The 19,622-nt window shown below is 72.0% G+C and carries 19 protein-coding genes; 10 read left to right on the top strand and 9 right to left on the bottom strand.

Annotation, left to right across the window (positions count from 1 at the left end; translation table 11 throughout):
• The first annotated feature begins 63 nt into the window (after positions 1-63).
• The gene (locus ABT057_RS46215) at positions 64-831 is read left to right on the top strand and encodes a hypothetical protein (protein ID WP_352350866.1); all 768 of its coding nucleotides are present in this window, start codon (positions 64-66) and stop codon (positions 829-831) included.
• On the opposite strand, the gene ABT057_RS46210 is transcribed toward ABT057_RS46215, so the two are convergent.
• The 3 genes from ABT057_RS46210 to cobT are packed head-to-tail and all read right to left on the bottom strand — an operon-like array spanning position 735 to position 4,422.
• Positions 735-1,466, bottom strand: coding sequence for a hypothetical protein (locus tag ABT057_RS46210; protein WP_352350864.1), 732 nt, complete (start codon positions 1,464-1,466; stop codon positions 735-737). The genes ABT057_RS46215 and ABT057_RS46210 overlap by 97 nt on opposite strands.
• Positions 1,463-3,187: a phosphatidylglycerol lysyltransferase domain-containing protein gene (locus tag ABT057_RS46205; RefSeq protein WP_352350862.1), complete on the bottom strand. Its 1,725-nt coding sequence runs from the start codon at positions 3,185-3,187 to the stop codon at positions 1,463-1,465. Before ABT057_RS46205 ends, ABT057_RS46210 begins: the two co-directional genes overlap by 4 nt.
• Positions 3,188-3,246: 59 nt before the next feature.
• Entirely contained in the window at positions 3,247-4,422 is a 1,176-nt protein-coding gene (cobT, locus tag ABT057_RS46200) for a nicotinate-nucleotide--dimethylbenzimidazole phosphoribosyltransferase (RefSeq protein WP_352350860.1), read from the bottom strand.
• Positions 4,423-4,579: 157 nt separating this feature from the next.
• Between cobT and ABT057_RS46195 the strand changes: the two genes are divergently transcribed.
• Positions 4,580-5,536: a class I SAM-dependent methyltransferase gene (locus tag ABT057_RS46195; RefSeq protein ID WP_352350858.1), complete on the top strand. Its 957-nt coding sequence runs from the start codon at positions 4,580-4,582 to the stop codon at positions 5,534-5,536.
• Here ABT057_RS46195 and ABT057_RS46190 read toward each other — a convergent pair.
• Positions 5,525-6,742 carry a bifunctional adenosylcobinamide kinase/adenosylcobinamide-phosphate guanylyltransferase gene (locus ABT057_RS46190; RefSeq protein ID WP_352350856.1) on the bottom strand — a complete coding sequence of 406 codons (1,218 nt, stop codon included), beginning with the start codon at positions 6,740-6,742 and terminating at the stop codon, positions 5,525-5,527. The genes ABT057_RS46195 and ABT057_RS46190 overlap by 12 nt on opposite strands.
• 114 nt (positions 6,743-6,856) lie before the next feature.
• Between ABT057_RS46190 and ABT057_RS46185 the strand changes: the two genes are divergently transcribed.
• Positions 6,857-7,069, top strand: coding sequence for a hypothetical protein (locus tag ABT057_RS46185; RefSeq protein ID WP_352350854.1), 213 nt, complete (start codon positions 6,857-6,859; stop codon positions 7,067-7,069).
• 94 nt (positions 7,070-7,163) lie between these two features.
• Here the strand turns inward: ABT057_RS46185 and ABT057_RS46180 are convergent, their stop codons facing one another.
• Together ABT057_RS46180 and ABT057_RS46175 are read right to left on the bottom strand one after the other, a co-directional pair.
• Positions 7,164-7,865, bottom strand: coding sequence for a methyltransferase domain-containing protein (locus ABT057_RS46180; RefSeq protein ID WP_352350852.1), 702 nt, complete (start codon positions 7,863-7,865; stop codon positions 7,164-7,166).
• Positions 7,866-7,948: 83 nt separating this feature from the next.
• Positions 7,949-8,545 (bottom strand): DUF3043 domain-containing protein, encoded by a 597-nt coding sequence (locus ABT057_RS46175; RefSeq protein ID WP_352350850.1) that lies wholly within the window; start codon positions 8,543-8,545, stop codon positions 7,949-7,951.
• 328 nt (positions 8,546-8,873) lie between these two features.
• Here ABT057_RS46175 and ABT057_RS46170 point away from each other — a divergent pair, with 328 nt between their 5' ends.
• The 5 genes from ABT057_RS46170 to ABT057_RS46150 all read left to right on the top strand — a co-directional run bounded on the left by ABT057_RS46170 (position 8,874) and on the right by ABT057_RS46150 (position 14,319).
• Positions 8,874-9,653 carry a PspA/IM30 family protein gene (locus ABT057_RS46170; protein WP_352350911.1) on the top strand — a complete coding sequence of 260 codons (780 nt, stop codon included), beginning with the start codon at positions 8,874-8,876 and terminating at the stop codon, positions 9,651-9,653.
• A 22-nt stretch (positions 9,654-9,675) separates the two neighbouring features.
• Positions 9,676-9,954 carry a PspA-associated protein PspAA gene (gene pspAA / locus ABT057_RS46165; RefSeq protein ID WP_352350848.1) on the top strand — a complete coding sequence of 93 codons (279 nt, stop codon included), beginning with the start codon at positions 9,676-9,678 and terminating at the stop codon, positions 9,952-9,954.
• A gap of 40 nt (positions 9,955-9,994) precedes the next feature.
• Positions 9,995-11,218 (top strand): sensor histidine kinase, encoded by a 1,224-nt coding sequence (locus tag ABT057_RS46160; protein WP_352350846.1) that lies wholly within the window; start codon positions 9,995-9,997, stop codon positions 11,216-11,218.
• On the top strand, positions 11,215-11,895 hold the full coding sequence (locus ABT057_RS46155; RefSeq protein WP_352350844.1) for a response regulator: 681 nt from the start codon (positions 11,215-11,217) through the stop codon (positions 11,893-11,895). Before ABT057_RS46160 ends, ABT057_RS46155 begins: the two co-directional genes overlap by 4 nt.
• A 183-nt stretch (positions 11,896-12,078) precedes the next feature.
• Positions 12,079-14,319 (top strand): protein kinase domain-containing protein, encoded by a 2,241-nt coding sequence (locus ABT057_RS46150; RefSeq protein ID WP_352350842.1) that lies wholly within the window; start codon positions 12,079-12,081, stop codon positions 14,317-14,319.
• Positions 14,320-14,337: 18 nt separating this feature from the next.
• Here the strand turns inward: ABT057_RS46150 and nadA are convergent, their stop codons facing one another.
• Positions 14,338-15,522: a quinolinate synthase NadA gene (gene nadA, locus ABT057_RS46145; protein ID WP_352350840.1), complete on the bottom strand. Its 1,185-nt coding sequence runs from the start codon at positions 15,520-15,522 to the stop codon at positions 14,338-14,340.
• 243 nt (positions 15,523-15,765) lie between these two features.
• Here nadA and ABT057_RS46140 point away from each other — a divergent pair, with 243 nt between their 5' ends.
• Entirely contained in the window at positions 15,766-16,122 is a 357-nt protein-coding gene (locus ABT057_RS46140) for an iron-sulfur cluster assembly accessory protein (protein ID WP_030582488.1), read from the top strand.
• A 69-nt stretch (positions 16,123-16,191) separates the two neighbouring features.
• On the opposite strand, the gene ABT057_RS46135 is transcribed toward ABT057_RS46140, so the two are convergent.
• Positions 16,192-18,072 carry a hypothetical protein gene (locus ABT057_RS46135; protein WP_352350838.1) on the bottom strand — a complete coding sequence of 627 codons (1,881 nt, stop codon included), beginning with the start codon at positions 18,070-18,072 and terminating at the stop codon, positions 16,192-16,194.
• Positions 18,073-18,179: 107 nt separating this feature from the next.
• On the bottom strand, positions 18,180-18,389 hold the full coding sequence (locus ABT057_RS46130) for a hypothetical protein (RefSeq protein ID WP_352350836.1): 210 nt from the start codon (positions 18,387-18,389) through the stop codon (positions 18,180-18,182).
• A gap of 130 nt (positions 18,390-18,519) precedes the next feature.
• On the opposite strand from ABT057_RS46130, the gene ABT057_RS46125 reads away from it, so the two are divergent.
• Complete coding sequence (locus ABT057_RS46125; protein ID WP_352350834.1) at positions 18,520-19,494, top strand: carbohydrate kinase family protein; 975 nt, start codon at positions 18,520-18,522, stop codon at positions 19,492-19,494.
• Positions 19,495-19,622 lie beyond the last annotated feature (128 nt).

Here is a 19,622-nt window from a genome sequence, read left to right as displayed (position 1 = left end):
GCAGAGTAGCCCGGACGCCCCTGTGACCAGGCAGCGCGCCCCACTCCCCGGGAAACTGGTCCCATGGGCCACTGGCTGCAGCGCAACATCGTCGAACCGGGCAAGCTCCCGCTGCTGCTCGCCCTGACCGCGTTCGTCGTCACCTTCCTGGTCACCCGGGCCATCACCCGCCTCATCCGGGCGGGCAGGGGGCCCTTCGGCAACATCAGCTCCGCCGGCGGGCTGCACATCCACCACGTGGTCCCGGGGATCGTGCTGGCCGTCGCCGGCGGGTTCGGCGCGGTGGCCAGCGGGCGGCACGGCTTCGGGGCGGGCGCCTTCGCGGTGGTCTTCGGGATCGGCACGGGGCTCGTCCTCGACGAGTTCGCGTTGATCCTGCACCTGGACGACGTGTACTGGACGGAGGCGGGCCGCAAGAGCGTGGAAGCCGTCGTGCTGACGGCCGCTCTCGTCGGGCTGCTGCTGGTGGGGGCCGCGCCGTTCGGCGTCAACGACATCAACGACGAGGAAATCCAGGACCGGGGGACCGTCGCCTCGACCGTCGCGGTGAACTTCCTCTTCTCGCTGGCCGTGCTGTTCAAGGGCAAGGTCAAGATGGCCGTCTTCAGCGTCTTCATCCCGTTCGTGGGGCTGGTCGGCCTGCTACGGGTGGCGAGACCGGCCTCGCCCTGGGCCCGCCGCTTCTACCGGCGGCGGCCGAAGGCCCGCGCGAAGGCGATCCTGCGGGCCTACCGTCACGACCGGCGCTGGGCGCGGCCCGGACGGGTGCTGGGGGACTGGCTGGGCGGCAAGACGACCGAGGAACTCGCCGAGTCCGCCGACCGGCGCTGACGCCCGCGCCGGCGCGCCCACGCCACCCCGCACAGCGCCACCGCCGCCGCGATCGCCGCCAGGTGCTCCTTGCCCGCCAGGTTGTTCTTCAGGAGCACCTCCACGACCATGGCGAGGATCACCACCCCGGCCGTCGTGTACGCGCGACAACGCCAGCCCAGGAACACCGCCAGGCCCACCACCGCCGCCGACGGCCCCGTGTCGACCACCAGGGCGTCGGTGGCGGGCAGCCAGCCCCGGCCGATGCCCACGCGCGCGCAGAGCGTGCCGGCGAGGGTCGCGGCGTAGGCGATGACGAGGGTCCGCCACCAGCCGAGACAGAGCTCCGCGAGGCCGAACACCAGCAGGATCTGCGCCAGCGCACCCCAGACCGGCAGATCGAGGGCGGGGACGAACAGGGACAGCGGGGTGCGCAGCACAGCCGTCCGCAGAGGGTCCTCGGCCCGCACCGCCCCGAGGTCCTGGACCGGCCCGTAGCCCCAGGACCGGTTCTGGACGATCTGCAGGACGGAGGTCAGGCACACCGCCGCGAGAGTCATCGGGACCGCCCGCCACCGCCGCTGCCCGGGCGGCCGCCGAACGGCCTCGTACAGCGGCCCCCATTCCCGGCGGGCCCAGCGGACGATCGGGTTCACCGGCGGCTTCCCAGGTGCCGCCGGTGCAGCCACTTCGGCAGCCCCGGCGCCTCCAGGAACCCTTCGGCGCGCGCGGAGGCCAGGCCGATGCGGAGCAGGTCCGCGCTCTTCTCGAAGAGCAGGAACCGGGGCTCCCAGATCGGCCGGTACTTGGCGTTGGCCCGGTACAGCGACTCGATCTGCCACCAGCGGGAGAAGAAGCTGAGCAGCGACCGCCACAGCCGCAGCACCGGGCCGGCGCCGAGACGTGCTCCGCGCTCGAAGACCGACCGGAACATCGCGAAGTTGAGCGAGACCTGGGTGATCCCGATCTCCCGGCCGCGGGCCCGCCGGAGGAGGTCGATGACCATGAACTCCAGCAGGCCGTTGTCGGAGCCCCGGTCCCGCCGCATCAGGTCGAGGGACAGCCCGCACGGGCCCCAGGGCACGAAGGACAGCAGCGCCCGCAGCTCACCGTCCGCGTCCCGGCACTCCAGCATCACGCAGCGCCCGTCCCCGGGGTCCCCGAGCCGCCCCAGCGCCATGCTGAACCCGCGCTCGGTCGCCCCGTCCCGCCAGTCGTCGGCGCGGCGCAGCAGATACGCCATCTCGTCGGAGGGAATGTCCTCGTGCCGCCGTACCCGAACCGTGTACCCGGCCCGGCGCACCCGGTTGAAGGCCTGCCGCACGGTCCGCATGGCCCGGCCCTCGAGGGTGAACTCGGCGACCTCGACGATCGCCTCGTCCCCGAGCTCCAGGGCGTCCAGGCCGTGCCGCGCGTACACGGTCCCGGCCTCCTCGCCCGCCCCCATCACCGCCGGGATCCATCCGTGCGCCCGCGCCTCGGCGAGCCACGGCTCGATCGCCCCCGGCCAGGCCTCCGGGTCGCCGAGCGGATCCCCGGAGGCCAGTGACACCCCGCCCACCACCCGGTAGGCGACGGCCGCCTTGCCGGTCGGCGACCAGCACACGCTCTTCTCCCGGCGCAGCGCGAAGTACCCGAGCGAGTCCCGCTCGCCGTGCCGCTCCAGCAGCTCCCGCAGCCGCTTCTCGTCGTCCTCGGTGAGCGGGTCGACGGCCCGCCGGGAGCGGAAGGCCGCGTACAGGACGGCGAGGACGAGGACGGTGCTCAGCACGTTGACGGCGACGTCGACCCAGGTGGGCGTGGCGATCCCGGGGACGTGGTGGTCGTCGGCGGCGACCGAGACGAGCCGCAGGGTGCCGTAGCGCCAGCGCTCCAGGAACGTGGAGGGGGCGGCGGCCCGGTTGGTGACCGTCACCAGCAGCGCGGCCAGCAGCGAGGTACCGAGCAGCCCGCCCAGCGCGACCAGGGCGGCCAGCCTCGGATTGGCCCGGTCACCCTTGGCGTAGAACTCCCGCCGCCCGACGAGCAGCGCGGCGACGAAGGCGGCGGTGAGGGCGAGCGAGACCCAGTTCTGCGGGTACCCGCGGATCTCGGGGAACGCCATGGCCGGCACGAACAGGGCCAGGAAGGCCCCGCTCAGCCCGAGGTTGAGGATCCACGCGGCCCGCTTGCGCCGCCGCATGGTCACGGCCAGGAACGCGGTGAACACCCCGGAGGCGAATCCGGCCGTCAGCAGGTACGGCGTGAAGAAGTTCTCCTGGTTGTGCCGCCGCACGTCCTGCCCCAGGGAAACCCACACCGCGCTGAGGAAGTTGACGAAGGCGACGGCACGCAGGTACCAGACGGCGAAGACGGCGGCGAACCGGGCGTTTCCCATGAGCGGTGATCATATGGGTGCACTTCCGGGAAACAGCTCTTTTGATGCCGCCTGTCCCTTTACGCCTCTTCTTGCCCCTTCATGCCTTCCTCGTCCCTCTCGTCTGTCTCCCCTGTCTCCCCTGTCTCCCCTGTCTCCCCTGTCTCCCCTGTCTCGCCTGTCTCGTCCTTCTCGTCCTTCTCGGGCACCTGGGGTTTCTCGGGGAGTTCGGCGGCCAGCGCCGCCGCGGCCTGTACCAGCGGCAGCGCCAGCAGCGCCCCCGCGCCCTCCCCGACCTTCACGCCCTGGTCGAGCAGCGGCTCCAGCGCCATCCGGTCCAGCGCCTTCGCCTGCCCCGGCTCCCCGCTTCTGTGCGCGGCCAGCCACCAGTCCGGCGCCCGGAACGCGATCCGCTGCCCGACCAGCGCGCAGGCCGCCGTCACGACCCCGTCCAGCACCACCGGCAACTTCCGTACGGCGCACTGCAGCAGAAAACCCGTCATGGCGGCGAGGTCGGCCCCGCCCACGGTCGCCAGCAGCTGCAACTGCTCCCCGAGCACCGGCCGGGCCCGCCGCAGCGCGTCCCGGATGGCGGCGCACTTGCGCATCCACGCCAGGTCGTCGATGCCCTCCCCGCCCCGCCCGGTCACCACCGAGGCGTCGGTCCCGCACAGCGCGGCCACCAGCACCCCGGCGGCCGTCGTCCCGCCCACGCTCACATCGCCGAGCACGACCAGATCCGTCCCGGAGTCGGCCTCCTCGTCGGCGACCGCCACACCCGCCAGGAAGGCCGCCTCGGCCTCCTCGACGGTCAGCGCGTCCTCGATGTCGATACGGCCACTGCCACGCCGTACCCGATGCCGTACGACGTCCTCCGGGAACGCGTCGGGCTCGCAGTCCAGCGCCATGTCCACCACGCGCACCGGCACGTCGAGGCGCCGGGCCAGCACGGAGACCGGGCGGCCGCCCGCCAGGACCTCCCGCACCAACTCCGCGGCGCTGCCCGCCGGCCGGGCCGAGACGTCGAGCTCGGCGACGCCGTGGTCGCCGGCGAACAGCACCACCCGCGGCCGTACGACCGGCCGCACGGGCACCGCACCCTGCGCCGCCGCCAGCCACTCACTCAGGTCGTCCAGGCGCCCCAGCGATCCGGGCGGCACGATCTGACGCTCCCGGCGGGCCTCCGCGTCGCGGCGCACGCCGCCGTCCGGGCGCTCGATCAGATCGGTGAAGTCGTCGAGATTAAGCGAGCTCATTCGCCGAACAGTACCGGCACCGTCCGTGCGCCACGGCGCCACATCGTCACCACACCCCCGTGACGTCTTTGCACCCAAGATCGGTATCCCATACGTTCCGTTTTGCTGCGTAATGCCGCCCCCTGTGTCGTTCTCCTCCCCCCTCCCGGAGCCGCCCATGTCCTCCCGGCCCAGGCCCATCCACGAACCGCGCCGCGACGACTGCCCCTGGTGCGGTTCGAAACGTCTGCGCACCCGACTGCGCGCCCAGGACCTGCGCCACCGCAGACCCGGTACGTTCGTCGTCGACGAGTGCCGGGACTGCGCCCACGCCTTCCAGAACCCGCGCCTGACCCCCGAGGGACTCGCGCTGTACGACGTCCGGGACGACCGGCGGTCCAGCCGCAGAGGCCTGCGCGCGACGGCCCGCGTCATGCTGCCCTTCCCGGAGCCGGAGAGCTGGCTGGACGTGGGGACGGGGGACGCGGCCTTCCCGGTGACGGCGAAGGAACTGTTCACCTACACCGCGTTCGACGGCCTGGACCCGACGCCGAGGGTGGAACGCGCGAAAGCCGCGGGCCGCCTGGACGAAGCCCACCTCGGCCACCTCACCGCCCCCGAGGTCCTCGCCCGTCTGCGCGCCCGCTACGACGTCGTCAGCATGCTGCGCCACCTGGAACACACCCGGGACCCCAGGGAGGAACTCGCGGCGGCCCTGACGGTCCTGCGCCCGGGCGGACACCTTCTCCTGGAACTCGCCGACCCCGCCAGCGCCTCCGCGGCCGTCCTCGGCAAGTGGTGGCCCGCCCACGACCAGCCCCGCCACCTCCACCTGATCCCCCTGCCCAACCTCCGCACGGAACTCGAGTCCCGGGGGTGCGAGATCATCACCGTCGACCGCAGGACCCCGCACACCCCCCGCGACCTGGCGACGGCCGTGTCCCGCGGGATGAACAGAACCCGCCTGAGCCGAGCGGCACCCCCGGCCACCACCCTGGCCGCCGTCCTCGACCACGCCCTCGCCCCCCTGCTTCGCCGCACCCGCTTCTCCAACGCCTACCGGGTGATCGCCCGTAAATCCGCCTCCAAGCGCACCGGCGGGCGGCCGATCGGCATCCCGGCCTCACCCCCGTAGCACCACCGCCTGCCCCGCCACCACCAGCACCACCGACTCGCACTCGGCCCCCACCGCCGCGTTCACCCGCCCCAGCTCATCCCGGTAGCGCCGCCCGGACGCGGTCGCCGGCACGATCCCCGACCCCACCTCGTTCGACACCAGCACCACACACCGCCGAGCCCCCCGCACCGCCGACACCAGCTCCGCCACCCGCGCCCGCAGCGCCCGCTCACCCCCGTCCGCCCACACCGCGTCGTCCCACGCCCCCGCGGAGTCCATCGCGTCCGTCAGCCAGAGCGACAGACAGTCGATCAGCAGCGGCGCCCCCTCCTGGGCCAGCAACGGCACCAGGTCGCAGGTCTCCGCCGTACGCCAGGACCCCGGCCGCCGCTCCCGGTGCGTCGCCACCCGTGCCGCCCACTCGGTGTCGCCGCCCCGCGACCCCCCGGTCGCCACGTACAGCACGTCCGGGAACGACTCCAGCCGCCGCTCCGCCTCCACCGACTTCCCCGACCGCGCCCCGCCCAGCACCAGGGTCCGCCGCGGCACATCGGGCACGGCCGACACGCCTTCGTACTCGGCCACCCCCAGCGTCGACCCGTCCGGCACCGCCCGCGCCCCCGCCGCCGCGAGCCGCCGCGTCAACTCCGCGCCAGGCGGCACCCCGTGGTCCAGATGGACGGCGACCACATCCGTCGTGGGCCCGACCGCACCCACCGCCCGCAGCTTCGCCAGCGCGTCCGGCCGCCCCACGAGATCGACGAGGACCATGTCGTACCGCTCGGCGGGACCCGACCTCTCCTCCAGACCGGCCGGCGCACCGCCCGGCGGCAGATACAGCAGCCGCTGCCCGTCGGTACCGGTCACCGCGTACCCGGTGCCCGGCGCGTCCAGCGCCACCGCCCGCACCCGATGCCCCGTCGGCAACGCCGACTCCCGCCCGTCCGGCACCCGTTCGGGCTGCGGCAGCCCGGCCGGCACCTCCACCGGCGGCCCGTCGTGCGGATGCGACAGCAGCACCTGCCGTACCCCGCCCAGTGAACGCCCCGCCCGCGCCGCCGCGAAGGCCGCACCCGGCGTCAGGTCCACCAACAGCACCCCGTCCACGAGCAACGCGGTCGCCGCGCGCGCGTGCGCGCCGAGCGAGGTCGCGCACACCGCGCAGGGACAGTCGGGGCGGGGGAGTCCCGCGGGGGCGCCGGTACCGAGCAGAGTCACTTCCACAAAGCTGATTTTCGCCTCTCTGACCTGGTCTTGCGCACCCGACTAGGCTGCTCGGCAGGAGCCGGACCAAGATCCGGCTTCTGCTCTGCACGTGTTCATATCAGGGAGGCGTACATGGCGGCATGGACGTGGCGGTTCGAGAAGGCCGACGGGACGGAGGTCCAGCCTGCGGTGGAGCCGGAGGAGTTCACCACGCAGGGGGACGCCGAGTCCTGGATCGGGGAGACGTGGAAGGACCTCCTGGAGGGCGGCGCCGACCAGGTGCGGCTCTTCGAGGACTCCAGCGAGATCTACGGCCCCATGAGCCTGCACGCGAACGAGTCGTAGCCACGCAGTCGTAGCCACGCAGCCGTACACCGCGGCAACCCGCGTCACCGACCGCCGCTCGATCGAGTGGCGGTCGTCTCATGTCACGCCCGGGTCAGCCGCGGACCCCGCACAGATGCAGCAGTGCCGCCACGCTCCGGTACGGATCCGTCCGTCCCGCCCGTTCCTCGGCGGCCAGCAGCGCCTCCCCGTCGTCGGGGACGCCGGTGCCGTCCGCCGCCGTGTCGGTGAAGACCCGCACCCCGTACCAGGCCTGCAGCGGCGCCCCGATCCCCGCCAGGGTGCCGGTCAGCGTGGCCAGCCGGTCCGCTCGCACGTCCAGACCGAGACGGTTGGTGTAGGCGGTGGTGTCGAACGCGGCCAGCGCGCCCGCCCAGTCGCCGCTGAGGCCCGGCCGCATGGCCAGCGCGTCCGCGTTGCGCACCAGCAGCGACAGCAGGCCGCCCTGGGCCAGCATCCGCGCGAGCCCCGCCAGCAGGGCGTCCGGCTCCTCCACGTACATCAGCACGCCGTGGCACAGCACCACGTCGAAGCTGCCGGGCAGGAAGTGCACGCCCGTGTCGCGGCCGTCGCCCTCGATGATCCGCATCCGTTCCCGGATGCCCTCGGGCTCCCCGGCCAGGGCCTCCCGGGCCGCCGCGACCATGGTCGCGTCCTGCTCCAGACCCGTCACCTGGTGGCCGAGGCGGGCCAGCCGCAGTGCCTGCGTGCCCTGCCCCATCCCGACGTCGAGCACCCGCAGCCGCTGCCCGACCGGATACCGCCCCGCCATCTGCTCGTCGAGCTGCCGGGCCACCAGCTCCTGTCGTACGACATCACGCAGCCCGCCCAGCCTGTTCAGCCAGGCCGCGGCCGCTCCCCCGGTGAACGGCGTAGTGCTCAGGGCCGCTCTCCGCGCTTGACCTGCGGCTTGGGCAGCCGGAGCCGACGCATCTGCAGGGAGCGCATGAGGGCGTAGGCGACCGCGCCCCTGCGGTTCTGGTCCGGGAAGCGCTCCGCGAGCCGCTTGCGCAGCCGGAAGCCGTTGGCGATCGAGTCGAGCACGATCAGCACGATCACGACCAGCCACAGCAGCAGCGCGATGGTCTGCAGCGAGGCCACCCGGACCAGGCTCAGCACCAGGATCACCACGGCCATCGGCAGGAAGAACTCCGCCACGTTGAACCGCGAGTCGATGAAATCGCGCGCGTACTTGCGGACCGGGCCCTTGTCACGGGCCGGCAGGTACCGCTCGTCGCCGGTGGCCAGCGCCTGGCGCTGACGCTCCAGCTGGGCACGCCGCTCGTCGCGCTGCCGCTTCGACGCCTCCTTGCGCGAGGTCGGCGTGCTGGCGACGCTGCGGCGCTGGGACTGGGCCTCGCTGCGCTTGGGCGTCGGCCTCCCCTTGGGGGCCTGCGGGTCACGGGTCTGCTTGGAGTCGGTCACCACGGCCTTGTCGGCGGGGGCCTTCTCTTCCTTGGCACGGCTACGGAACACAAAACCCAAGGGTAAGCGCTCGGACGCATGGACCCCAGCCCGGCGGGGAACGATCCGGCAACACCAGACGTCTGTAGTGGAGACAGACCGGGACGGATGGGGGAAACCCCGGGAAGAGAGGACGTCGGGGTGATCTGTCCCTCACCCTGAAGGTCACCTACTCCTTACGCCGGAGCAGGGACTCGGTCAGTCGTCCTTGGGGAGGAGCGCATCCGTCCCCGAACAGTGCGTCAATGGATGCAGGGCCCGTACTGTGGGTTCTGTCGCAGAGCTGGAGCTGGACGTCAGAAGGGGGCGCGCGAAGCCCATGAGCGGTGTCATGAAGCGTATGGGGATGATCTTCCGCGCGAAGGCGAACAAGGCCCTTGACCGGGCCGAGGACCCGCGCGAGACCCTCGACTACTCCTACCAGAAGCAGCTGGAGCTCCTGCAGAAGGTCCGCCGCGGCGTCGCCGACGTGGCCACCTCCCGCAAGCGCCTGGAGCTGCAGCTCAACCAGCTGCAGTCGCAGTCCTCCAAACTGGAGGACCAGGGCCGCAAGGCGCTCGCGCTCGGCCGTGAGGACCTCGCCCGCGAGGCCCTCTCCCGCCGCGCTGCCCTCCAGCAACAGGTCACCGACCTCGAGACGCAGCACTCCACGCTCCAGGGCGAGGAGGAGAAGCTCACCCTCGCGGCCCAGCGTCTCCAGGCCAAGGTCGACGCCTTCCGTACGAAGAAGGAGACCATCAAGGCCACCTACACCGCCGCCCAGGCACAGACCCGCATCGGCGAGGCCTTCTCCGGCATCTCCGAGGAGATGGGCGACGTCGGCCTCGCCATCCAGCGGGCCGAGGACAAGACCGCACAGCTCCAGGCCCGGGCCGGCGCACTCGACGAGCTCCTCGCCTCCGGTGCCCTCGACGACCCGACCGGCATGGCCAAGGACGACCTCCAGGCCGAGCTGGACCGCCTCTCCGGTGGTACGGATGTAGAGCTGGAGCTGCAGCGCATGAAGGCCGAGCTGGCGGGAGGCACGTCCTCCGGGCAGCAGGCCATCGAAGGCGGCACGAGCCAGGCGCAGCAGTCCCAGCAGCAGCCGCAGGACACCCCGCGCTTCGACAAGCAGTAGGGCCCACGCCGAGGGAGGCGACATGATCGTACGGATCATGGGGGAGGGACAGTGGACACTTGCCGACGCCCACTTCGCCGAGCTGAACAAGCTTGACGACGACCTGCTGGAGGAGATGGAGTCCGGCGACGAGGCCGGATTCCGCCGCACCCTGAGTGCCCTCCTCGACGAGGTCCGCCGCCTCGGCGAACCCCTGCCGGACGACTCCCTCGAGCCGTCGGAACTGATCCTGCCCTCCCCGGACGCGAGCCTGGAGGAGGTCAGGGAGATGCTGAGCGACGACGGCCTGATTCCGGGGTAGTACGGCAGGGAAAGCGACGGTACCGAGAAGTGACCCGGAAGTGACCGCCCTCGCGCAGGCCCGGCACCAGCTGAAAGCCCACCCCCTGGCCTGCGACACGGGCCTCGCCGCAGGCGTCCTCCTCTGCATGCTCGCCGGCTCCTTCGTCGCCCCCCACGACGGCCACCGCATCAGCTGGAGCATCCACAGCCCCGCCCCCCTCAGCCTCCTGCTGATGACCGTCGGCGCCACCGCCCTGGTCTTCCGCCGCATCACACCCATGACGGTCCTCGCCGTCACCGGCACGGTCTCGCTCGTCGAGAGCGTCACCGGCGACCCCCGCGCGCCGGTCGCGATGTCCGCCGTCATCGCCCTCTTCACCGTCGCCGACCGCACCGACCGCTCCACCACCCTGCGCGCCGGCCTGCTCACCATGACCGTCCTCACCGCCGCGGCGATGCTCGCGGGCCCGCTGCCCTGGTACGCGCAGGAAAACCTCGGCATCCTCGCCTGGACCGGCATCGGCGCCACCGCCGGGGACGCCGTCCGCAGCCGCCGGGCCGTCGTCCAGGCCATCCGAGAGCGCGCCGAGCGTGCCGAGCGCACCCGCGAGGAGGAGGCCCGCCGCCGGGTCGCCGAGGAGCGGCTGCGGATCGCCCGCGACCTGCACGACGTCGTCGCCCACCACATCGCCCTGGTCAACGTCCAGGCCGGTGTCGCCGCCCACGTCATGGACAAGCGGCCCGACCAGGCCAAGGAGGCCCTCGCGCACGTCCGCGAGGCCAGCCGCTCCGCGCTCAACGAACTGCGCGCCACCGTCGGTCTGCTGCGCCAGTCCGGTGACCCGGAGGCCCCCACCGAGCCGGCCCCGGGCCTGGACCGGCTCGACGAACTGGCCGGCACCTTCCGCAGCGCCGGGCTGCTGGTCGAGGTGGCCCGCGCCGACTCCGGCGCGAAACTTCCCGCCGCCGTGGACCTGGCCGCCTACCGGGTCATCCAGGAGGCCCTGACCAATGTCCAGAGGCACGCCGGAGTGGAGGCGAAGGCCGAGGTCAGCGTGGTACGCGTGGGACCGCACATCGAGATAACGGTCCTGGACGGCGGGCGCCCGGAGGGCGAGGACGCTCCGGTGACCGGCGGCGGCCACGGCCTGCTCGGCATGCGGGAGCGCGTCACCGCCCTGCGCGGCACCCTCACCACCGGTCCCCGCTACGGAGGCGGCTGGCGGGTGCATGCGATCCTGCCGGTCAAGACCCGAGTCCACGCCGTGGAGGACCCCGCATGACCATCCGTGTCCTGCTCGCCGACGATCAGGCGCTGCTGCGCAGCGCGTTCCGGGTGCTCGTCGACTCCGAGTCCGACATGGAGGTCGTGGGGGAGGCGTCCGACGGCGCGGAGGCGGTCGAGCTGGCGAGGCGGGAGCGCGCCGACGTCGTCCTGATGGACATCCGGATGCCCGGCACCGACGGTCTCGCCGCGACCCGGCTGATCAGCGCCGACCCTGACCTCGCGCACGTCAGGGTGGTCATCCTGACCACCTTCGAGGTCGACGACTACGTGGTGCAGTCGCTGCGCGCGGGCGCCTCCGGCTTCCTCGGCAAGGGCAGCGAGCCGGAGGAGCTGCTGAGCGCGATCCGGATCGCGGCCGGCGGCGAGGCCCTGCTCTCACCGGCCGCCACCAAGGGGCTGATCGCCCGTTTCCTCGCCCAGGGCGACGCGGACGACGACCGCGACCCCGCCCGCGCCCGGCGCCTGGACGCGCTCACCGTCCGCGAGCGCGAGGTCCTCGTGCAGGTCGCCGGGGGTCACTCCAACGACGAGATCGCCGAGCGCCTCGAGGTGTCCCCGCTGACGGTGAAGACCCACGTCAACCGGGCCATGGCCAAACTGGGCGCCCGCGACCGCGCCCAGCTCGTGGTGATCGCGTACGAGTCGGGTCTGGTACGTCCGAGGGTGGACTGAGGCTTCATCGCCCTCCGCGTGCCGACGCGGTACGCGGTGCCCGGACTCCGCAAGGACCGCGGGGACAAGAAGAGGGGCACTTCGGCGTCCCGGACACTCCGTCCGTGACACCGATGCTTTTTCCCCGTGGCCGGTTCCCTATGCTGGCGTTCGAACTGATCTGCGGCGGAAGGGAATCGGGACGTGCCGCTGCACAAGGACGACCCGAAGACAGTCGGTGGATACAAGATCGTCGACCGGCTGGGGGCCGGAGGCATGGGTCTCGTCTACCGGGCCCGGTCCCGCTCGGGGCGCGAGGTCGCGCTCAAGGTGGTGCACGCGCAGTACGCGGAGGACGGTGTCTTCCGGGCCCGGTTCCGGCAGGAGATCGAGGCCGTCCGCAAGGTGAGCGGCGCGTTCACCGCCCCGGTCGTGGACGCCGACCCCGAGGCGCTGCAGCCCTGGATGGCCACCCAGTTCGTGCCAGGACGCTCGCTCGCCGACCGGATCCGCGAGGGCGGCCCGATCCGGGGCCCCGAAGTGCGGCTGGTGGCACTGGGGTTGGTGGAGGCGCTGCAGGACATCCACCGGGCGGGTGTGGTGCACCGCGATCTGAAGCCGGCGAACGTCCTGATGGCCGAGGACGGCCCCCGCGTCATCGACTTCGGCATCTCCAGGGCGGCCGAGAACCACGGCACCCTCACCGAGACCGGCCAGATGATCGGCACTCCGCCCTTCATGTCGCCGGAGCAGTTCACCGACGCCCGCTCGGTCGGCCCCGCCTCCGACGTGTTCTCGCTCGGGGCGCTGCTGGCGTACTCCATCACCGGCCGGGGCCCCTTCGACGCCGACAGCCCCTATCTGACCGCCTACCGGGTGGTCCACAACGAGCCGGTGCTGGAGGGGGTGGCGCGCCCCCTGCGCACCGTCCTGGAGCGCTGTCTGGCCAAGGAGGCCAAGGACCGGCCCGGACTCGACGAACTGGCCCAGGAGTTCGCGACGGTCCTGCCCGAACCGGACGGCGACGACCCGCCCACGATGACCCTGCGTCTGGGCGCGCTGCAGGCCGTCGAGGCGACCTCCTCCGGTGCCGACCCGGCGGCGGTGACGAGACTGCCGAAGGTCCGCCGACGAGGTCGTCGCCTCCGCCCGCTGGTGGCGGCCGGCACGGTGGGCGCGGTGGCCCTGGGCATGCTCTGGTACATACGGTTCGGCCCGGGATTCGCGGACACCCCCCAGGCCACGAGCTCGAGCGAACGGTCCGCGGGCTCCCGGTGGGCGGCGGTGCCCACCGGCTGGCAGGCCTGGCAGACGACGATGTCCGAGACGTCACCGCTCGGCGAGGTCAACCCGCTGGCGAAGGACAGCGGAGACGCGGGCGACGCCACCTGCCAGAGGTACGAGAACGCGGTCTACTGCGCGGGCAACAACATCCTCCCGGTCCGTCTGGACGGCCGTACCGGCGCCACCGTCTGGCGCTCCTCGCTCGCGTCCTCCGCCGAGGGCGCGGACTCGGGACGGAACGACTTCGAGCTTCTCGGGGTGAGCGACGACGCGATGCTCGTCCAGCGGTACGTCTTCGGGGGTGCCGGGGGCCCGAAGGTCAGCATCGTCGCCCTCGACACCGAGAGCGGCAAGCAGTTGTGGGCCCGCGCGCGGAACAACGTGACCGTCGACCAGATCGTGTCCGGCGACCTCGTCCTGACCCCCGACCCCAGCGGCCGGCTGGTGACGGCCCGTTCCCCGCGCACCGGCACCGACCGCTGGACCATGGAACTGCCCTCCGACGACTACTGCCAGTTCGCGACGGTCGGCTCCCGCCTGTACGCGCACTGCTTCTCGGGCGAGGCGACCAAGAACGCCGTACTCCTGGAGCTGGACAAGGCCGACGGATCGGTGCTCCGGCGTCGGCAGACCCCGTACACGAGCAGCCTGCTCGGCACCGTCGACGGCCGGCTGGCCTTCGTGGTCGGCGGCGACACCGCGTCGGGCCCCGAGAACCTGAAATTCGGCGAGATCTGGCTGCTCGACCCGGACACCGGCGCCGCCACCACGACGAAGCTGACGAAGACGTACGACGGCTCGGTGCGGCTGGCCGCCGGCACCCTGTGGATCGCCGGGGCCAACGGCCAGGTGACCGCCGTGTCCCCGCTGACCGGCAAACAGCTGTGGCGGACCCGGACCGGCGTCGAGGGCTCGGGGCAGCCCACGTACGAAGCCCACACCCGGACCCTGTACCTGGCGAGCACCAGCGGCCGGGTCGCGGCCCTCGACACCCGCAAGGGCACGCTGCTGTGGGAGACGGGCGCGCACGCCGACCAGCTCGCGAGCGGCGACGTGGTCAAGTCCAAGGTGCTGCCGTACGGCGGCGCACTGGTCGTGAGCACCCCGGACGGCGTCGTCTTCAGCCTGGACCCGGCTCACCCCGAGCAGAACTCGGAGTGAGCGCTCCTCGCCACGGTCCTACGGCAGCGCCAGCATCCGCTCCAGCGCCAGCTTCGCGAACGCCTCGGTCTCCTCGTCGACCTCGATGCGGTTGACCAGCTTGCCCTCGGCCAGCGACTCCAGGGCCCAGACCAGGTGCGGGAGGTCGATGCGGTTCATGGTCGAGCAGAAGCAGACCGTCCTGTCGAGGAAGACGATCTCCTTGCCCTCGGGTGCGAAACGGTTCGCCAGCCGGCGCACGAGATTGAGCTCCGTGCCGATGGCCCACTTGGAGCCCGCCGGGGCCGCCTCCAGCGCCTTGATGATGTACTCCGTCGAACCGACCTGGTCGGCCGCGGCCACGACCTCGTGCCGGCACTCCGGGTGCACCAGCACGTTCACCCCGGGGATCTGGGCGCGCACGTCCTCCACGGACTCCAGGCTGAAGCGGCCGTGCACCGAGCAGTGGCCCCGCCACAGGATCATCTTCGCGTCGCGCAGCTGCTCGGCGGTCAGCCCGCCGTTCGGCTTGTGCGGGTTGTAGAGGACGCAGTCCTCCAGGGACATGCCCATGTCCCGCACGGCGGTGTTGCGGCCGAGGTGCTGGTCGGGCAGGAACAGCACCTTCTCACCCTGCTGGAACGCCCACTCCAGGGCCCGCCGGGCGTTGCTCGAGGTGCAGATCGTGCCGCCGTGCCTGCCCGTGAACGCCTTGATGTCCGCGGACGAGTTCATGTACGAGACGGGCACGACCTGCTCGGCTATGCCGGCCTCGGTCAGCACGTCCCAGCACTCGGCGACCTGCTCGGCGGTGGCCATGTCGGCCATCGAGCACCCGGCGGCGAGATCCGGCAGCACCACCTTCTGGTCGTCGGACGTCAGGATGTCCGCCGACTCGGCCATGAAGTGCACACCGCAGAAGACGATGTACTCGGCCTCCGGGCGGGCGGCCGCGTCCCGGGCCAGCTTGAAGGAGTCGCCCGTGACGTCGGCGAACTGGATGACCTCGTCGCGCTGGTAGTGGTGGCCGAGCACGAAGACCTTGTCACCGAGCTTCTCCTTGGCCGCGCGGGCGCGCTCGACCAGGTCCGGGTCGGAGGGCGAGGGCAGGTCGCCGGGACACTCGACGCCCCGCTCGCTCTTCGGGTCGGCCTCACGGCCGAGCAGCAACAGGGCGAGCGGAGACGGCTGTACGTCGAGCTCCGTGGTCTGGGCGGTGGTCACGACACGCACCCTTTCTACTTTTCGTCGATCTGACGTTATCTATGATAGCTCGCTTCATGTCACTTTGACGATGGTCATAGCGTCGATGTGACATGAATCCCTGAGGAGTGTTTTTCGTCCGCAACCGCATGTGCGAGCATGAGAAGGGAACGAAAAGACAAGAGCTGAGCCCGGAATGAATCCGCGGCCCCGTCGGTTGCAACCGTCGGCAAGCAGTCTCCGTACAACCCGGGAGAGATGTAGATGTCCGTATCGGACGAGACCAGCACCGTCACCGACGGCATCATCCTGTCCGACGCCGCCGCGGCGAAGGTCAAGGCCCTGCTCGACCAGGAAGGCCGTGACGACCTGGCCCTGCGGGTCGCCGTACAGCCCGGCGGCTGCTCCGGCCTGCGCTACCAGCTCTTCTTCGACGAGCGCTCGCTCGACGGCGACGTCGTCAAGGACTTCGGCGGCGTCAAGGTCGTCACGGACCGCATGAGCGCCCCGTACCTGGGCGGCGCGTCCATCGACTTCGTCGACACCATCGAGAAGCAGGGCTTCACGATCGACAACCCGAACGCGACGGGCTCCTGCGCCTGCGGCGACTCCTTCAGCTGAGCCGTAACGGGCACAAGGAAAGGCGGCTCCCCCTCTGCCGGAGGGGGAGCCGCCTTTCCTTGTGCCCGGTTACCGGACGGAGGGCAGTCGTGCCCCGTCCTTCTCCAGCGGAACGGCCTTGCCGTCCGCCGCGACCACCTCACGGCCGCCCAGCGGCTCGTCCAGCCGCACCGTCCGGTGGTACTCCTTGGCGATCAGGATGCAGACCTTGTCCGGATACGGCGTCTCGGTCACGGTCACCGTCACCCGGTCCGCGGTCTCCTTCGCCGTCGCCTCGTAGTCGGCGCACACCCCGCCGGTGAAGCTCACGACCAGCTCCTCGCCCTCGGCCGTGTAGCCGTCCACCTGGACGTCGCGGGGACCGGAGGTGGCGGACGGGGCGGTGGGCGCGGGCGTCGGTGTCGTGGCGGACCTCAGGTAGGCCGGGTCGACGGCCGGCTGTGTCACCCGGTACGTGTCCGCGGCCCCCGCCCCCTTCACCTCGAACAGCCAGGACGGCACGAGCACCTGCCGCCCGCCCGAGGTGTGCGGGGCAAGCCCGAGCACGGCGTCCTCGACCGTCACCGTCTCCTGCTGCGGGCTCTGCGTGGACGACCCGCACGGGCTCTCCAGCCGGTCCTTCAACGGCATGGGGCTGGTGCACCCGCCGATCCCCATCCGGTGACCGCTCCCCGGCGCCGCATTCAGCGCCGCCAGCGCCTTCTCGGCGCTCAGCAGGGGGTACGTGTCGCCCTTGACCGGCGCCTTCAGCTGCCCGTTCGCGCCGACGACCGTGCCGTCGGCCCCGACGCTGATCCCGGTCGTCCACCCGTGGGTGGGCAGCCCGCCGATCTCGGGGTCGGCGTTCACGACCCGCTGGGCGCCCATGACCTGGCTCGCGTCCACCTTGGCGGCGTCCTGCCCGACGGCCTTCAGCACCGGCGCCGCCGCCTTCTTCGCGACCGCCTCGCTCACCGGGTCGGTGGCGGGGGAGGCGGGGTCCTTGGTGCACAGGGTGCCGCCGGTGCAGTCGTCCGTGCCGGGTGCGTACCGGCTGAAGGTCCACATGCCCGGTGCCTGCCGGTTCACCCTGAGCACGGGCCCCGACCCGTCGTTCCCGGATCCGACCTTCCAGGCCACCCCGTCGACGACCGGCTTCCCCTCGACTCCCAGCGCCTTCGCGAGCCGCGCCACCTCGTCCTCGCCGACCGAGCCCTTCGCCCAGTACACGGGCGCGGAGTCGGGGCCGTCGGGGAGGGCGCCGTCGGCCTTGTACGTCACGCCGTACGGGTTCGGCTCCCCGGGCGCGATGCCGTTGGCGCCGGCGCCCGCGTAGTCGTCCAGGGCGAGCGGAGAGGGAGTCCCGTCGGCGGAGGGCGCCGTACCGGCCCCCGACCCCCCGGTGGCCCGCGCACTGAGATAGGCCCCACCGCCCCCGACCAGGAGCACGGCGGCGGCCACGGAGGCGACGAGGACGGGCGAACGGTGCCGCCGAACGGGGTCGCGCTCGCCGTCCCCGTGCCGATCCGACGAGAGCGGGCCGACCGGCGCGGCCTCATCGACCGCGGGCGCGGCCTCATCGACCGGCGCAGACTCGCGGACCGGCTCGGGCTCACCGGCCCGCTCGGGCTCACCGGCGGGCGCGGACTCGCCGACCGGTGTGGATTCACCGGCCGGCTGGGGCTCGTCGTCCGGCACATGCGCGTCGGCCGGCTCGGGCTCGTCGGCCGGCGTGGACCCGCTCACCGGTGTGCGCTCGTCGGCCGACGGGGCCGTGTCCGCCGGTGCGTCGCCCTCGACCCGGTCGGCCGTCCCGGCATCCTCGGCGGCGGCCTCGGCCTCCTCGGCTGCCCCGGTCGCCCTGGCCTCCCCGGCCGTCTCAGCCGCCTCAGGCCGTTCGGTCTTCCCGGCGGAGCCCGTCTCCTCCGGCTCGCGCGCGGTGCCGTCGTACTCGGGTCGCTCGCTGTTCACCGCATCGCTCCTTCGACTGCCCTGCTGTCGTACCCCACATCCCCTTTACGGGGGACGGCGATGGGACGCAGCGGGGGAGCGCACGGTTCCCTGTGAGCGCCCCGCAGTCAGTTGCCGTAGTCCGGCATATCCTCGAGCAGTCGTGCCGACCGCGCCGGGACGGTCACGCCGTGGATGCGTGACGGGGAGACCGGAGGGGAAACGATCTTCTCCGGAGGCGCCCAGTGCGGAGCCATCCGTGCGCAGTCCCCCCGCAGCGACGCCAGGTCGCCTTCGGGGTCGGCCGGAGCGGCGGAGTGGACCTTGAGGTTCGTCATAACCGAACCGTAGGCATGATCGAGCCCGTGAAGAAAGATCTACTATCGGGTAGTTTCGGCTGCTTCAGCAGAGCCGCTCGACCCGGTAGCGTGAACTGTCAATCCCCCTCCCCTCAGGAGAGTCCCCGCCGTGCGCATCGCAGTCACCGGCTCCATCGCTACCGATCACCTCATGACGTTCCCCGGCCGCTTCGCCGACCAGTTCGTCGCGGACCAGCTGCACACGGTCTCGCTCTCCTTCCTGGTCGACAATCTCGATGTCCGCCGCGGCGGTGTGGGTGCGAACATCGCCTTCGGCATGGGACAGCTGGGCACCCGCCCGATCCTGGTGGGCGCCGCGGGCTTCGACTTCGACCAGTACCGGGCCTGGCTGGACCGCCACGGCGTCGACACCGAGTCGGTCCGCATCTCCGAGACCCTGCACACCGCCCGTTTCGTGTGCACCACCGACGCCGACCACAACCAGATCGGCTCCTTCTACACGGGCGCGATGAGCGAGGCCCGGCTGATCGAGCTGAAGACGGTCGCGGACCGCGTCGGCGGCCTCGACCTGGTGCTGATCGGCGCCGACGACCCGGAGGGCATGCTCCGTCACACGGAGGAGTGCCGCTCCCGCTCGATCCCGTTCGCCGCCGACTTCTCCCAGCAGATCGCCCGTATGGAGGGCGACGAGATCCGGATACTGCTGGACGGCGCCACGTACCTGTTCTCGAACGAGTACGAGAAGGGCCTCATCGAGTCCAAGACCGGCTGGAGCGACGCCGAGATCCTCGGCAAGGTCGGCCACCGCATCACGACCCTCGGCGCGCGCGGCGTCCGCATCGAGCGGGCCGGCGAGGACCCGGTCGAGGTCGGCTGCCCGGACGAGGAGCGCAAGGCCGACCCCACCGGCGTCGGCGACGCCTTCCGCGCGGGCTTCCTCTCCGGCCTGGCCTGGGGCGTCTCCCTGGAGCGCGCCGCCCAGATCGGCTGCATGCTCGCCACGCTGGTCATCGAGACCGTCGGCACCCAGGAGTACCAGCTGCGCCGCGCCCACTTCATGGACCGCTTCACCAAGGCCTACGGCGACGAGGCCGCCACCGAGGTCCGCAAGCACCTCGGCTGAACCGGAACCCGGCGAAGCACCACCAGGGAGTGTGCCGAAAGCCCCGTCCGCCAGGAGGCCTTGGTGAAGCGGTCCATGAAGTGGGCGCGGCGCAGCTGGTACTCCTGGGTGCCGACGGTCTCGATGAC

Source organism: Streptomyces sp. NPDC002588, assembly GCF_040295925.1.
In the GTDB taxonomy this organism is placed as follows: Bacteria; Actinomycetota; Actinomycetes; order Streptomycetales; family Streptomycetaceae; genus Streptomyces.
Note: the sequence above shows the minus strand (reverse complement) of the source record. Positions and strands in the feature narration are given on the sequence as shown.